This window comes from Homoserinimonas aerilata, assembly GCF_006716125.1.
Classification (GTDB): Bacteria; Actinomycetota; Actinomycetes; order Actinomycetales; family Microbacteriaceae; genus Homoserinimonas; species Homoserinimonas aerilata.
In genome coordinates this window covers 20,166-34,473 of record NZ_VFOM01000001.1, presented here as the reverse complement: position 1 = coordinate 34,473, position 14,308 = coordinate 20,166, and the positions used below count along the sequence as shown (strand labels likewise).

12 protein-coding genes are annotated in these 14,308 nt (G+C 67.9%); 5 read left to right on the top strand and 7 right to left on the bottom strand.

Annotation, left to right across the window (positions count from 1 at the left end; genetic code table 11):
• Positions 1-132: 132 nt before the first annotated feature.
• From FB562_RS00150 to FB562_RS00130, 5 genes are all read left to right on the top strand, one after another.
• Complete coding sequence (locus tag FB562_RS00150; RefSeq protein WP_185740405.1) at positions 133-1,092, top strand: ABC transporter substrate-binding protein; 960 nt, start codon at positions 133-135, stop codon at positions 1,090-1,092.
• 167 nt (positions 1,093-1,259) lie between these two features.
• Positions 1,260-2,219, top strand: coding sequence for an ABC transporter substrate-binding protein (locus FB562_RS00145; protein WP_141879290.1), 960 nt, complete (start codon positions 1,260-1,262; stop codon positions 2,217-2,219).
• A 153-nt stretch (positions 2,220-2,372) separates the two neighbouring features.
• Positions 2,373-2,828 carry a GNAT family N-acetyltransferase gene (locus FB562_RS00140; protein ID WP_141879289.1) on the top strand — a complete coding sequence of 152 codons (456 nt, stop codon included), beginning with the start codon at positions 2,373-2,375 and terminating at the stop codon, positions 2,826-2,828.
• Positions 2,828-3,160, top strand: coding sequence for an MGMT family protein (locus FB562_RS00135; protein ID WP_141879288.1), 333 nt, complete (start codon positions 2,828-2,830; stop codon positions 3,158-3,160). The genes FB562_RS00140 and FB562_RS00135 overlap by 1 nt, the downstream gene beginning before the upstream one ends.
• 139 nt (positions 3,161-3,299) lie before the next feature.
• Positions 3,300-4,256, top strand: a complete 957-nt coding sequence (locus FB562_RS00130; RefSeq protein ID WP_185740404.1) for an ABC transporter substrate-binding protein — start codon at positions 3,300-3,302, stop codon at positions 4,254-4,256.
• A 44-nt stretch (positions 4,257-4,300) separates the two neighbouring features.
• Here FB562_RS00130 and ddaH read toward each other — a convergent pair whose 3' ends face one another.
• From ddaH to sucD, 7 genes are all read right to left on the bottom strand, one after another.
• On the bottom strand, positions 4,301-5,518 hold the full coding sequence (gene ddaH, locus FB562_RS13875; protein ID WP_141879286.1) for a dimethylargininase: 1,218 nt from the start codon (positions 5,516-5,518) through the stop codon (positions 4,301-4,303).
• A 51-nt stretch (positions 5,519-5,569) separates the two neighbouring features.
• Positions 5,570-7,375 (bottom strand): ABC transporter ATP-binding protein, encoded by a 1,806-nt coding sequence (locus FB562_RS00120; protein WP_141879285.1) that lies wholly within the window; start codon positions 7,373-7,375, stop codon positions 5,570-5,572.
• Entirely contained in the window at positions 7,372-9,096 is a 1,725-nt protein-coding gene (locus FB562_RS00115) for an ABC transporter ATP-binding protein (protein WP_141880999.1), read from the bottom strand. The genes FB562_RS00120 and FB562_RS00115 overlap by 4 nt, the downstream gene beginning before the upstream one ends.
• A gap of 273 nt (positions 9,097-9,369) precedes the next feature.
• Positions 9,370-10,992, bottom strand: coding sequence for a bifunctional phosphoribosylaminoimidazolecarboxamide formyltransferase/IMP cyclohydrolase (gene purH / locus FB562_RS00110; RefSeq protein ID WP_141879284.1), 1,623 nt, complete (start codon positions 10,990-10,992; stop codon positions 9,370-9,372).
• Entirely contained in the window at positions 10,989-11,579 is a 591-nt protein-coding gene (purN, locus tag FB562_RS00105; protein ID WP_141879283.1) for a phosphoribosylglycinamide formyltransferase, read from the bottom strand. Before purN ends, purH begins: the two co-directional genes overlap by 4 nt.
• A 123-nt stretch (positions 11,580-11,702) precedes the next feature.
• Entirely contained in the window at positions 11,703-12,920 is a 1,218-nt protein-coding gene (locus tag FB562_RS00100; RefSeq protein WP_141879282.1) for a cell division protein PerM, read from the bottom strand.
• A gap of 481 nt (positions 12,921-13,401) precedes the next feature.
• A complete protein-coding gene (sucD, locus tag FB562_RS00095; RefSeq protein WP_141879281.1) occupies positions 13,402-14,304 on the bottom strand; it encodes a succinate--CoA ligase subunit alpha in 903 nt (300 codons plus the stop codon).
• Between the last annotated feature and the right edge of the window lie 4 nt (positions 14,305-14,308).

Genomic DNA, 14,308 nt, shown 5'->3' with positions numbered 1-14,308 from the left:
TGGTGGAGGAATTCTCCCAAAAGCTATGGCAGGCTTGAGGCCGAGCATCGGCGCTCCCCCGCACGCCGACCCTCCCGAGTCGGCACCTGCCGCGCACAGCGCGCACACCCGAGTACCCCTATGGAGCGACCCGTGAACAAGAAACTGCTTGCCTGCATCGCCATGGCATCCGCCGCGGGCATGCTGCTGGCCGGATGCGCAGAAGCAGACGCCGGGGCGAAGACCGGGCTCACCGAGGTCACCATCGGCGTCGTGCCGGGCGCCGACCTCGCCCCGCTCTTCCTCGCCCAGCAGGAGGGCCTCTTCGCCGAGCACGGCATCACCCTCACCATCAACTCGCTCGCGTCGACCACGGCCGGCATCGTCACCGCCGTCGACGCCGAGAAGTTCGACTTCGGCTACAGCGACGCAATCACCCTGCTCAAGGCTCGCGAGGATGGCACGAAGCTGCACCTCGTCGGTGCCGCCGCGGCCACATCCGGCGACACCGCCCTCGACTACGCAGCCCTCGTCGTGAACGCCGACTCCCCCGTGACGTCGCTCGCGCAGCTGCACGGCGCCACGGTCGCGGTCGACGCGATCGGCACCACCAACCAGGCGGTCGTGCAGATGGTCATCGACGAGACAGAGGCCGACGGCGACACCGTCACCTGGCGCGCCATCCCCTTCATCGACGGTGCGCAGGCGGTCGCCGACGGCTCCGTCGACGCTGCGCTCCTCGTGGAGCCCTTCGTCACGGAGGCGCGCCTCAACGGGATGCGCGTGCTCGCCTACCCCTACGCCGAGTTCAGCCCGGACCTCACCGTCTCTGCCTACTTCACCTCGGAGGACACGGCGAAGAGCCACCCCGAGCTGGTCGAGCGCTTCACCGCCGCGATCGAGGATTCGCTCGAATACGCGACCAGCGAGCCCGACAAGGTGCGCAACAACATCACGACCTACATCGCATCCGGGGCGGATGTGCGCAGCCGGCTCGCTCTGCCCCGCTTCAGCAACGAGATCGATCGGGCGGCCCTGAACAAGCTCATCAACGCGGGCCTGCGCTTCCACTTCCTGTCGTCGAAACCGCAGATCGACGACCTGCTGCCGTAGGCGCGCCGTGGGCGGAGGCATTTTGCCCCCCGGTTTGGAGGTAGGCGGCCGTGGCAATCGGGGCCTGAACAGTGCGATCATGGGTTCTTGACCCGAACCCGATCACCGTTCATGATTTCGACCCGATTCCCGGTTCCCGCCCGGATCCTTCCTCCCGCTGGAGTGGTATGAAGAAGCAGATGCTTGCCGGCATCGTCGCAGCCTCCCTGTTCGCCGTCGCGCTGACCGGATGCTCAGACGAGGGCGCGAACGCAGGCTCCGGACCGAACGACGTCACCATCGGGGTCATCCCCGGCGCCGACCTCGCCCCCCTCTACCTGGGCCTCGATCAGGGATTCTTCGCGGAAGAGGGCATCACCCTCCGCATCAACTCGCTCGCCTCGAAGACCAGCGGGATCATCACCGCCGTCGCGGAGGGCAACTACGACTTCGGCTACAGCGACGCACTCTCGCTGCTCACCGCCCTCGAGGCGAAGCAGCCGGTGTCCGTCATCGGTGGCGCAGCATCCACCTCCGGCGACACCTCCTTCGACTACGCCGCGATCATCGTGGGCAAGGACTCACCGATCACGAACCTCGCCGACCTCACCAGCCACTCGGTCGGCATCGACTCGCTGCGCACCACCAACGACCTGCTCGTCCGCAACGCGATCGACGCGGCCGGTGGCAGCTCGGCGAGCATCGAACTGAAGGAGGTCGCCTTCATCGACGCGGTCCAGGCCATCTCGGAGGGCACCGTCGACGCGGCGCTCGTCGTGGAGCCCTTCGCCACGGAGGCCCGGATGAGCGGCATGCGCGTGCTCTCCTACCCCTACGCCGAATTCGACCCGGCCCTCACCGTCTCGGCCTACTTCACCTCCTCCGCCATCGCGAAGGACGACCCCGAACTGGTCGAGCGCTTCACCGCGGCCCTCACCAAGTCGATCGACTACGCCGAGGCATCCGACTACGACGTACGCGACAACATCAACACCTACATCGGTGCCGGTGCCGATGTGCGCAGCAGGCTCGCCCTGCCCGTGTTCAGCCAGACGATCGATCGCGGTGCGGCCGACAAGCTCGTCGCCGCAGCCACGAAGTACGGGATGCTCCGCGAGCAGCCCGACCTCGACAGCATCCTTCCGTAGCCGAGAGTCACGGCGGGCGCTACACTCGCAGTCACAATGGGTCGCCGCAAGATACCCACGCGGCGACCCTTCTGCCTGCCCTCGGGAGTGCGCTCCAGAAGAGCCGACGATATACCGTTGGGCTTCCACGGCGGCAGAGGTTAGCCTGAGGTCATGGCCGAACTGACACTCCACGAGCTCTCCGCGAAGAACATCGAGGCAGCGAACACGCTCACCCTCAAGCCGGGGCAGGAACAGTTCATCGCGCCCGTCTCTTACGCGATCGCCGGCCCGCTGCTCGACCCGAGCACCTACTGGCAGCGCGTCGTCGTCGACGCCGACGGCACCGTGCTCGCATTCCTGATGGCCAACTTCGATGCGGATGCCCATGAAGAGCAGTTCCGCAGCTGCATCTGGCGCATGAATGTCGCCGCAGAGGCGCAGGGTCGCGGCGTCGGCAAGTTCGCCGTGCAGGCCGCCGTCGACGAGGCACGCAGACGCGGCTTCGAACGACTCACCGTCATCTGGGAACCCGGCGAGGACGGACCGGAGGAGTTCTTCCTCCGCGTCGGCTTCGTCGTCGTCGAGGAGACCCAGTACGGCGAGAAGGTCGGATCGATCCAGCTCTGATGGCGGCGACTCCGCCATCGACTCCCCCATCGGAGGACTTCGTGTCGCGGGTGCTCGACGTCGTCGCCTCGATCCCTCCCGGCCAGGTCATGAGCTACGGCGACGTCGCCGCCGCCCTCGGCTCACGCGCGGCCCGCGCCGTCGGGCAGGTGATGGCCTGGTACGGGTCTGATGTGCCGTGGTGGCGGGTGATCCGGGCCAGCGGGCATCCGGCCGTCGACCATTCGGCACGCGCCCTCGAGCACTACCGGGCAGAGGGCACCCCGCTGCTCTGGTCTCGCTCGGGAACGTTTCGCGTGGATCTCGCCCGGGCTCGCCACTCCGGGGAGTGACCCTCCCGCCCGACACGAGGCCACCCCCTTAAGGGTTCTATTCCGCTCCATGAGGCTGTGTCATGCTTGCGCAGGGGCGCGACCGTGGTTGAGTCGCCAGACGTATCTCCTACGCATACCCGATGACAACGGAGTGATCATGAAGAAGTCCACTGTGGCAGCATTCGCTGCGCTCAGTATCGTAGGCACGGCACTCACCGGGTGCGGCTCTGAAGGCGCCGGAGCATCCGGTCTCACCGACATATCGGTCGGGGTGCTCCCCAGCCTCGAGAGCGCACCGCTGTTCGTGGGCGTCGACGAGGGCTTCTTCGCCGATGAGGGTCTGTCGCTGCGCATCGGTTCGCTCGCATCGGGCAGCGCCGCGCTCATCCAGCCGACCGTCGAAGGCAACTACGACGTCGCAGTGAGCGACATGCTCAGCCTCATGCGGGCCTCGGTCTCCGGCTCCGAACTCGAGCTCATCGCCCCCGCGGGCTCATCGTCAGGCGACGCGGAGGCAGACTTCGGCGCGCTCATCGTCAGCGGCGACTCCGACGTCCAGAGTCTCAACGACCTCGAGGGCGGTTTCGTCGGCAGCAACAGCCTGCTCGACACCAACGACACGGTGCTGCGAGCGACCATGGATGCCGTCGGCGGCATCTCCTGGACGGTGCAGTGGCGAGAGGTCGCCTTCCAGGACGCCGAGAAGGCGCTCGACGACGGCACCGTCGACGCCGCCTTCCTGGTCGAGCCCTACCTGACCCGCGCGCTCAACAACGGCAAGCGCGTGCTCAGCTACAGCTACTACGACTTCGACCCGAACCTCGACGTGGGCGCCTACTTCACCTCGGCCGACTTCGCCGCCGAGAACCCGGATGTCCTGGAGCGGTTCACGAAGGCGCTCACCAAGTCGATCGAGTTCTCGAACGAGAACCCCACCAAGGTGCGGGCCATCGTGACCACCTACACGCAGACGCAGTGGAACGAGCGCATCACCGCAGCACTCCCCACCTACAGGACCGACTTCAACGCGGAGGCGGCCACCAAGCTCGCCACCATCGCCGTCAAATACCTGAGCCTGAAGCACATCCCCGAATTCGAGACGTTCCTCCCGTAGGGGCTGCTCCGTCTGGGCAGCTGTAGGAGCCGCCCGCGGGTGCCTCAGCGCACCCGCACCGACAGGCAGGTCACGCAGCCCTCGAGCTTCTCGAACTCGCCGATCGACACCGTCACGACGTCATAGCCGAGCCGGGTGAGCAGCTCCGCCGTCTTCGGCGCGGCCGCCGACATGAGAACGGTGCCCTCGTCGAGCACCACGACCGCGGCGCCCTCCGCCTCCGGCACCGCCAGGAAGCGCTCGAACAGGCCCGTGTCGTCGATGAAGGGCTCGAAGCCGATCACGGTGCCGTCGGGCAGTGCCGTCACCGCCGTCTTCAGATGCAGCGCCTTCGTCATCGGAACCGCGACAACCGTGTAGCCGAGCGGCGACACGATGCCGCGCAACTGACGGATGCCCTCCGCATTCGTGCGACCGCTGCTGCCCACATAGACGGTGCGGCCGACCTTCAGCACATCGCCACCATCGAGCGTGCCCGGCTGCTGGATGCGGGAGACCTTCAGGCGAAGCCCGCGCACCGCCGACTCGACAGCATCCGTCTCACCGATCCGCGACGCGGCACCCGGGCTGCCGATGACAGCCGTCGTGCCGAAGATCACCACAGTGTCCTCGATGAACACCGAATCGGCGTGGCCCTCCGCGACGGGAACCTCCACGACCTCCCAGCCGTGAGCATCCAGAGCGGCAACATACTGCTCCCACTGCTGATCGGCGAGCTCCGCGTTCACGGGCAGCCGCTCGATGTGCGTGATCTCGCCCTCCGCCAGATTGCTGGCCGGAAGCCGCACAAGAGCAATACGACGCTCGGATGCCGCAGAGCTGCCCGCAATGCGCCTCCAGATGGCAACACCCGCCGTCGCCGAAGCGACCGCCGCCGCCACAGTGAAAACCAGGTTCGGCCCCACGAGCGAATTCGCCAGATAGGCGAACGCCGCCTGGTCGAGCGTGTTGCCCTGACCCACCAGCGACAACATGGTGCCGAAATATGCGGCCAGGACTGCGGCCAGCGCACCAGCCGGCAACGCCACATACCACCAGCGGAATGCCTCCAGCGCGGCAGCCAGAGCCAGCAACACGAAGCCCAACAGGCTGCCCATCTGGAAGAACTCGCTGAGCGTCGCAAAGTTCGCCGGGTCAGCCCCCGACGACACAAAGAACACGAACACCGTCACCGCGTGGGCGATGACGGCCACCACGGCACCCGCGGCAAGGGCACCGCCGACGCGGCGGGCGGGCGACAGGGTAAGAGTGGGATAGGCCATGCTCATGAGCCTATTGGGTGCGGAGACCCGGCGGGTTGCGGAGCGAGTCGCTCAGACGAGAGAGTCGCGCCAGGCGGCGTGCATGCGCGCGAAGCTGCCCGTGCCCGCGATCAGCTCCTCCGGCGCACCATCCTCCACGATGCGACCGTGCTCCATCACAAGCACCCTGTCAGCGATGGCGACCGTCGACAGGCGGTGCGCGATGATCACGGCCGTGCGATCCGCCAGCAGCGTCTGCAGCCCCTCCTGCACGAGCCTCTCGCTGGGGATGTCGAGCGACGCCGTCGCCTCGTCGAGGATGAGCACGACGGGGTCGGCGAGGAACGCGCGCGCAAAGGAGATGAGCTGCCGCTGACCGGCGCTCACCCTGCCGCCGCGCTTGTTGACATCCGTCTCATAGCCATCCGGAAGCCGCTCGATGAAATCGTGCGCACCGACCGCCTTCGCCGCGGCGACGATCTCGTCTCGCGTGGCGTCCGGCTTGCCGAGGGCGATGTTGCCGCCGACGGTGCCCGAGAACAGGTACGCCTCCTGCGTGACCATCACGATCGCGCGGCGCAGATCCTTCGGGTGCAGCCTCCGAAGGTCGACGCCGTCGAGCGAAACCCTGCCCTGCGTGGGGTCGTAGAAGCGCGAGATCAGCTTCGCGAGCGTCGACTTGCCCGCGCCCGTCGACCCGACGAGTGCGATGGTCTGGCCGGCCGGGATCTGCAGGTCGAAGCTCGGCAGCACCACCCGGTCCTCCGTGTAGGCGAACTCGACGCCGTCGAAGCCGACGCCGCCCTTCGCCTGCCACAGGTCGATCGGTGTGGTCGGATCCTGCACACTCGGCCGCTCCTCGAGCACGCCCGAGATCTTCTCCAACGCGGCAGCAGCCGACTGGTAGGAGTTGTAGAACATGGCCAGTTCCTCGACGGGGGCGAAGAACTGGCGCGAGTACAGCAGAACCGCCAGGAGCGCGCCGATCGCGAGCTGGCCGTCGGCCACCCGCAGCCCGCCCACCAACAGCAGCGCAGCGAGCGTCACATTGCCGAGCAGGATCAGCCCCGGCTCGAAGGTGCCGAACAGCTGGATGACCTTCGCGTTCGCATCCCGGTACTCCTCGACATGCTCGCCGAAGACCTCCTCGTTGCGCTTCTCCGTTCGGAACGCCTTCACCGCCCGGATGCCCGTCATCGTCTCCACGAACTTCACGATGAGGCGCGCCGAGGCCACACGGGTGCGGCGGAAGCCCGCCTGCGAGCGACGCTGGAACCAACGGAACAGCACCGCGAGCGGCACGAGCGCGATCAGCAGCAGCAGACCGCTCACCCAGTCGACGAGGAACATCGCCACCGTGATGAACCCCATGTACAGGCCGCCGCGCACCAACTGGTTGATGCCGGAATCGAGCAGCTCGCGGATCGAATCAAGGTCGCTCGTCTGGCGCGCGATGATGCGGCCAGACGTGTAGTTCTCGTGGAAGTCGAGACTCAGCCGCTGCGTGTGCAGGAACACCCGCTTGCGCAGATCGAGCAGGATCGCCTGACTGATGCGCGCCGACATGACCGTGTAGGAGGAGATCAGCACGGCGCCCATGATGCCCGCGGCCAGATAGCCGGCCACCGTCAGCCACAGCGGCATCCAGTCAGCGTTCAGCGCCGCAGGCAGGCCGTTGTCGATGCCGATCGCGATCAGCGCGGGACCCACCACCTGCGCCGCCGTGCTCAGCACGACCACGAGCGCCGTCACCGTCACCCTGCCCCACAGCGGCCGCAGCAGCGAGGAGAGCAGCGCGATGGACCGCTGACGGATCTGTCGGCTCTCGGCGCGGGAGAAGTCGTCGCGCTCCTCACCCATGACCCCTGTGACGCTCATGCCGACACCCCCTCTCGCCTGTCTTCGTCTTTGTCTTCGTCTTCGAGGCTCGAGATCACGAACCTGTAGTGCTCGCTCGTCGCGAGCAGCTCGGAGTGCGTGCCGACGGCGGTCACGCGCCCCTCCTCCAGCAGCGCGACCCTGTCGGCGAGCGCCACCGTCGACGGCCGGTGCGCCACGATGAGCGCCGTCGTCGACGCCAGAACTCTGCGCAGGGCCGCCTCCACACGCGCCTCCGTGTCGACGTCGAGCGCGGAGAGCGGGTCGTCGAGCACGAGCACGGCAGGCTTCGCCGCGACCGCCCTGGCCAGCGCCAGCCGCTGCCGCTGCCCACCCGAAAGGCTCATACCCTCCTCGCCGATGAGCGTGTCGAGGCCCTTCGGCAGCGAGTACACGAAGTCGGCCTGCGCGATCGACAGGGCCTCCGCGAGCTCCTCCTCCGAGGCATCCGGCCGCCCCAGGAGCACATTGTCGCGCACGCTCGCCGAGAACAGGATCGCGTCTTCGAACGCCATCGCGATGTGCCGGCGCAGCTCGGTGCGGCGCAGCTCGCGCACGTCGACGCCATCGATCGTGACCGCTCCGCCCGTGACGTCGTACAGCCGCGTGGCCAGCGCCGTCATCGTCGACTTGCCGCTGCCCGTGAGCCCGACCAGCGCCATCGTCTCGCCCGGTTCGACGACCAGCTCGATACCGTCGAGGAGATCGGCGGATGCGGCAGCAGCATCCTGATACCTGAAATGCACACCGTCGAAGGCCAGTCGACCCTCCACCTTCTCCAGCGTCGTGGGGGCATCCGGATCGGCAATCGCGTTGACCTCATCCATGACCTCGAAGAAACGGTCGACCGCGGTGCGCGTGTCGAACGTCATCGACAGCAGGAACCCGATCGACTCGACAGGCCAGCGCAGCACCGTCGCCGTCGCAAAGAACGCCACCAGCTCGCCCACCGTCAACTGGCCCTCCACGGCCAACCACACGCCGCCGAGCAGGCCCAGCGCGAACGTCACATCGGGCACCAGCAGCAGCCACAGCCAGATGCCGGCCACCGCCTTCGCCTTCTCGATCTCCGTCGCCTGCAGCTGCTCGGCCTGAACGCCGAAACCCCTCAACGCCTCACGGCCGCGACCGAACGCCTTCAACACGCGGATGCCGTGAACCGACTCCTCCACGGTCGTCGCCAGATCACCGCTCTGGTCCTGGCTGCGCCGCGCCACCACCGAATAGCGGTTCTCGAACACGAAACCGTAGATCCAGAGCGGCACAGAGCAGACCAGGAACAGCAGCCCCAGCATCCAGTTGATGGCCACCAGGAAGCCGAACCCGATCAAAATCGTCACCGTGTTCACCACAAGCAGCACGATGCCGAACGACAACCAGCGGCGGATCAGACTCAGATCGCTCACCGCACGCGACAGCAGCTGCCCGCTCGGCCAGCGGTCATGGAACGCGACCGGCAGATCCTGAAGCTGGTGATACAGCCCGTTGCGCATCCGCGCCTCGATGGCCGTACCCGGCAGCAGCACGAACCAGCGACGCAACCAGATCATGGCCGCCTCGAGCACACCCAAGCCGAGCACGATGAGCACAGGCGCGACGATCTGGCCCGAATCGCCATCCTTCAGCGGGCCGTCAACGAGCGAGCGCAGCACCTGCGGGATCAGAAGGGCGACAACGGATGCCACCAGGGCCGCCGCCATCCCCAGATAGATGCGCGGCATCGCCGGACGCGCATACGGGTACACCCGCACAATCGACCGGAAGGTTCCGCCCGACGAGGCGGCGCGCTTCTGCTGTTCTGGCACTTGTGGTCCCTGTGGATCGGTGGGCGGGCCGCGGGTCCGCGCGGCCTCTCACCCTGCCGCCCGCACCCCTGATGTGCGGCGGGCAGCCTTACAGACTAGATCCTCCGCCCACCCGCTGACAACCACCCATCGCCATGAGGTTTCGAGACGGTACTCCATGCCCCTCAACCAGCGAGCATCCGGCCCCGCTCAGTGGAAGAAGTGGCGCTCGCCCGTGAAGTACATGGTCACGCCGGCTTCCTTCGCCGCCGCGATGACCTCCTCGTCGCGCACCGAACCGCCCGGCTGCACGATGGCCTTCACACCCGCGCGCAGCAGAACCTCGAGCCCGTCCGCGAAGGGGAAGAAGGCGTCGGATGCTGCGACGCTGCCCGGGGCACGGTCGCCCGCGCGGTCCACGGCAAGGTGGCACGAGTCGACCCGGTTGACCTGGCCCATACCGACACCCACCGAGGCGCCGTCGTGCGCGAGCAGGATGGCGTTCGACTTGACCGAGCGCACGGCCCGCCACGCGAACTCCAGGTCGGCCATCGTGGTCTCATCGGCGGGGGCGCCCGTCACAAGCTTCCAGCCGTCCGTGCTGAAGTCGTCGTAGTTGTCGGCCGACTGCACCAGCAGGCCACCCGACACCTGGCGCAGCTCGCGCTCGCTGCGGGCGTAGCCCTCAGGAAGCTGCAGCAGGCGCAGGTTCTTCTTCGTCTGCAGGATGGCCAGCGCCTCCGGCTCGAAACCGGGAGCCACCACAACCTCGGTGAAGATGTCCTTGATCGACAGGGCGGCAGCAGCCGTCACCGTGCGGTTCGCGGCGATCACGCCACCGAACGCGGAGACGGGGTCGCAGTCGTGCGCCCGCGCATGCGCCGACGCGATCGGGTCACCCGAACCACGCGAGACGGCGATGCCGCACGGGTTCGCGTGCTTGATGATGGCGACCGCAGGCTCGCTGAAGTCGAACGCGGCCCGCAGTGCGGCATCCGCGTCGACATAGTTGTTGTACGACATCTCCTTGCCGTGCAGCTGCGTGGCCTGGGCGATGCCGTGGCCGTCGGCCTCCACATACAGGGCCGCCGACTGGTGCGAGTTCTCGCCGTACCGCAGCGTGTCCTTGAGCGTCGCGGTCAGCGTGATCGACTCGGCCGCGGCATCCGTCGACTCGCCCTGCACCGGATGCTCGGCCCGCACGCCCACATTCGCGGCGAACCACTCAGCAACCGCCGTGTCGTACGCGGCCGTGTGCGCGAACGCCTCACCCGCGAGACGCTGCCGCTGGGCGAGCGTCGTGCCGCCGAGCGTGGCCGCCTTGATGATCTGCTGGTAACTCTCGGGCGACACCGCGATCGCCACATTCGCGTGGTTCTTCGCGGCGGCACGCACCATGGCCGGCCCGCCGATGTCGATCTGCTCGACCACAGCACCACCCTGCGCACCCGACGCGACCGTCTCCACGAACGGGTACAGGTTCACGACGACAAGCTCGAACGGCTCCACCCCGAGCTCCTGCAGCTGCTGCTCGTGCGCGGCCAGGCGCAGATCGGCGAGGATGCCCGCATGGATGAACGGGTGCAGCGTCTTCACCCGGCCGTCAAGCGACTCGGGAAAGCCCGTGACCGTCGCAACCTCGGTGACCGGATGCCCCGCATCCGCAATCATCTTCGCCGTCGACCCCGTCGAGACGATCTCGACGCCGGCGTCCACCAGTGCCGCGGCCAGCTCAAGCAGGCCCGACTTGTCGCTCACCGAGATGAGGGCCCGCCTCAGCGGGATGGCGTCGCGGTCACGGTACTCGGATGCGTCATGGCTGGGGCCGCTCATGAGACAAGCTCCTTCAGGTCGATGGTTCCATTGGCGATGTCGAGCACGACCTGCACCAGCAGCTCCCGCTCGACGAGCTTGATGCGGTCGTGCAGAGACGACTCGGTGTCATTCGGCAGCACCGCAACCCGGCGCTGCGACAGGATCGGGCCACTGTCGACCCCGTTGTCGACGACGATGACACTCGCGCCCGACTCGGACACACCCGCCGCGATCGCGTCGCGCACGCCATGCGCGCCCGGGAACTCAGGCAGATACGCCGGATGCGTGTTGATCAGATTCGGAGACAGGGCCGCGACCACGCGCGGCGGCAGAAGGCGCATGAGCCCACTCAGGATGACCAGATCAGGCTGCCACTGCTGAACCTGCTCGAGCAGCGCATCCCCCCACGCCTCACGGTCGGGATAGTTCGCGAACGAGACGGCGAACGACGGGATGCCGAACTCCTCGGCGTGCACGAGGCCCTCCGCGTCACGATCGGCACCGATCGCAACCACCCGGGCCGGATACTCCGCATCCTGCGCAGCCTCCAGCAGCGAGCGCAGATTCGAGCCGCCACCGGAGATGAGCACGACGAGTTTCAGCACTCGACAAGCCTACTGCCGCCATGAGGGCCGCCCCGTCGCAGGTGGCGACACCTCGACCAGCGAATCACCCTGCTGCTTGAGGGATCGGGGTCGCGCGACCGTACCGAAACCGGCTCACGCGCCCTACTCCCGCGCGCGGGCCGCCAACATCCCGGCGGTGCACGCCAGCCCGATCTCGAGCGCCGCGCACAGCCCCACAAGCAGCGGCGACGGGCCCAACTCGGCGAGCCGGCCCGGGCCGCCAGAACCGCCCGACCACCAGGCGAGCAGCCCCATGAGCAGACCCGCCCCGAGCGCGGTCGCCCCGCCCGTCGCCAGAACCGTGCCGAGCGCCGGACGCGCACCGAGCGCCCCGCGAAGGCGGGAGCTCAGCAGCACGCCGACGAGAAACGCGAGCACCACCGGCACGAGCAACCCCAGGAACCCCCACGCGAGTTGACCCGTCGGCAGCGCCCCCAGCACAGGGATCGCCGGGATCGGCCCGAGCGCCGTGCCGAGCGGCGACACGGCCGAACCAGCGCCGATCGCGAAACCGGGACCGAGCAGCCACGACGCGCACCAGATCACCAGATTCGGCACGAAGGCCAGCTGCGCGAGCGTCAGCGCGACCCCACCCAGCACCCCCGAGTGCGCCCCCTCGTAGAGGGCGACGATGTCGCCATAGTTGACGGCCACCAGCAGGGCGAGCACGAGAGACGCGACCACGACGAGCGCGGCGACGGATGCAACGGCGCCGACGAGCGCGCTGCCGACGACGGCGCGCATCCGCACAGGCCAGTCCGTGAGCCGCTCCCACAGGCGGTCGATCGCGTCGACCGGCCGCGAGCCTGCCAGACGGTACCGGGCCAGCCCCGCGCCCAGGCCGAGGCCGACCGCGAAGACGAGCGTCGTGAAGGCGGTGCCCTGCACGATCGAGGGACGGGCGAGCGGATGGAGCGCCGTCAGCACGAGGACGAACGCGAGCACCGCGAACGTCACGACCGCGACGGCGAGCCCCAGCAGGTGGTGCGGCGTCTCGGCGATGCGCCGGCCCGCACGCTGGCCGAGCAGCAGGGTGAGCAGACCGAAGCCGAGCGGGGCGAGCGTCAGCACGAACGGGGTTTCGGCTCCGGGCAGGCCGAGCGCCGCCGCCGTCACCTCATCGAGGGCCGCCGTCATGCCCGCGCCGTGGCCGAGCAGCCACATGTCGACGGAGGCGCGCCAGAACAGCACCCAGTCGAGTTGCAGACCGTACTGGATGCCCCACATCAGCGTCAGCGGAACCAGCGAGATACCGATGCCGATGCCGACGACGAGCAGCGCCTCCAGGGCGGAGAAGACGGCGGTGAGCGAGCGATTCATACCGTCTCCGACCCTACCTGCGCTGCGGCGGCGTCACAGCTCCCCCGCCGACCGCGTCGCCGAGAGTACGCAAACCGCACGCTTTCGCGCCGCAAACGTGCAACCTGCGTACTCTCGGCGAAATGGGTGAGGTGGATGCCGCCCGGGTGCGACCGCACACTTCGCCGAGAGTACGCAAACCGCACGGTTTGGGCGCAAAAACGTGCAATACGTGCAGTCTCGGCGAAGTGGAGGGGGTGGGAACGGGCAGGCGGGCGGAGTGGGTGGTGAAGTGGTGGCGCGGGACGGGCACCCGGATGCGACCACACACTTCGCCGAGAGTACGCAAACCGTACGCTTTGGACGCCAAAACGTGCAATACGTGCAGTCTCGGCGAGATGGAGGGGCGGGCGGATGCGGGCGGGCGCGGGCGGGCGCGGGTGGCGCGGCCGTTAACGACGGATGGCCCGCCGAAGCGGGCCATCCGTTTGGTGCGTGAGCCTTACAGCGCTGCGAGGACCTCGCGCATGAGCTTGGCCGCCTCGGACGGCGTCTTGCCGACCTTCACGCCCGCAGCCTCGAGGGCCTCCTGCTTCGCCTGCGCGGTGCCGGCGGAACCACTGACGATCGCGCCTGCGTGGCCCATCGTCTTGCCCTCCGGCGCGGTGAAACCTGCGACGTAGCCGACGACCGGCTTCGTCACGTGCGCCTTGATGAAGTCGGCCGCGCGCTCCTCAGCGTCGCCACCGATCTCACCGATCATGACGATCGCCTTCGTCTCCGGGTCGGCCTCGAACGCGGCAAGCGCGTCGATGTGCGTGGTGCCGATGATGGGGTCGCCGCCGATACCGATCGCTGTCGAGAAGCCCAGATCGCGCAGCTCGTACATCATCTGGTAGGTAAGCGTTCCCGACTTGGAGACGAGACCGATCGGGCCCTTGCCGGTGATGTTCGCCGGCGTGATGCCGACAAGCGACTCACCGGGCGTGATGATGCCGGGGCAGTTCGGCCCGATGATGCGGGTCGTGTTGCCCTTCTCCTGCGCGTAGGCCCAGAACTCGGCCGAGTCGCCGACAGGCACACCCTCCGTGATGATGACCAGCAGCGGGATCTCGGCGTCGATCGCCTCGACCACCGCATCCTTGGTGAAAGCCGGCGGAACGAACGCGATCGAGACATCCGCCCCCGTCTTCTCCATGGCCTCAGCCACGGATGCGAAGACAGGCAGCTCGACCTCGTTGCCGTCCTTGTCGTGGTGCAGAACGGTCGTGCCGGCCTTGCGCGCGTTGACGCCGCCGACAACCTGGGTGCCCGCCTTCAGCATGAGGGCGGTGTGCTTGGTGCCCTCGCCGCCGGTGATGCCCTGGACGATGACCTTGGAATCCTTGTTGAGGAAGATAGACATTCGG

Coding starts and splice junctions, on each gene's coding strand:
- FB562_RS00145 (WP_141879290.1), top strand. CDS start 1,260: ATGAAGAAGCAGATGCTTGCCGGCATCGTCGCAGCCTCCCTGTTCGCC.
- FB562_RS00140 (WP_141879289.1), top strand. CDS start 2,373: ATGGCCGAACTGACACTCCACGAGCTCTCCGCGAAGAACATCGAGGCA.
- FB562_RS00135 (WP_141879288.1), top strand. CDS start 2,828: ATGGCGGCGACTCCGCCATCGACTCCCCCATCGGAGGACTTCGTGTCG.
- FB562_RS00130 (WP_185740404.1), top strand. CDS start 3,300: ATGAAGAAGTCCACTGTGGCAGCATTCGCTGCGCTCAGTATCGTAGGC.
- ddaH (WP_141879286.1), bottom strand. CDS start 5,518: ATGGCCTATCCCACTCTTACCCTGTCGCCCGCCCGCCGCGTCGGCGGT.
- FB562_RS00120 (WP_141879285.1), bottom strand. CDS start 7,375: ATGAGCGTCACAGGGGTCATGGGTGAGGAGCGCGACGACTTCTCCCGC.
- FB562_RS00115 (WP_141880999.1), bottom strand. CDS start 9,096: ATGCCGCGCATCTATCTGGGGATGGCGGCGGCCCTGGTGGCATCCGTT.
- purH (WP_141879284.1), bottom strand. CDS start 10,992: ATGAGCGGCCCCAGCCATGACGCATCCGAGTACCGTGACCGCGACGCC.
- FB562_RS00100 (WP_141879282.1), bottom strand. CDS start 12,920: ATGAATCGCTCGCTCACCGCCGTCTTCTCCGCCCTGGAGGCGCTGCTC.
- sucD (WP_141879281.1), bottom strand. CDS start 14,304: ATGTCTATCTTCCTCAACAAGGATTCCAAGGTCATCGTCCAGGGCATC.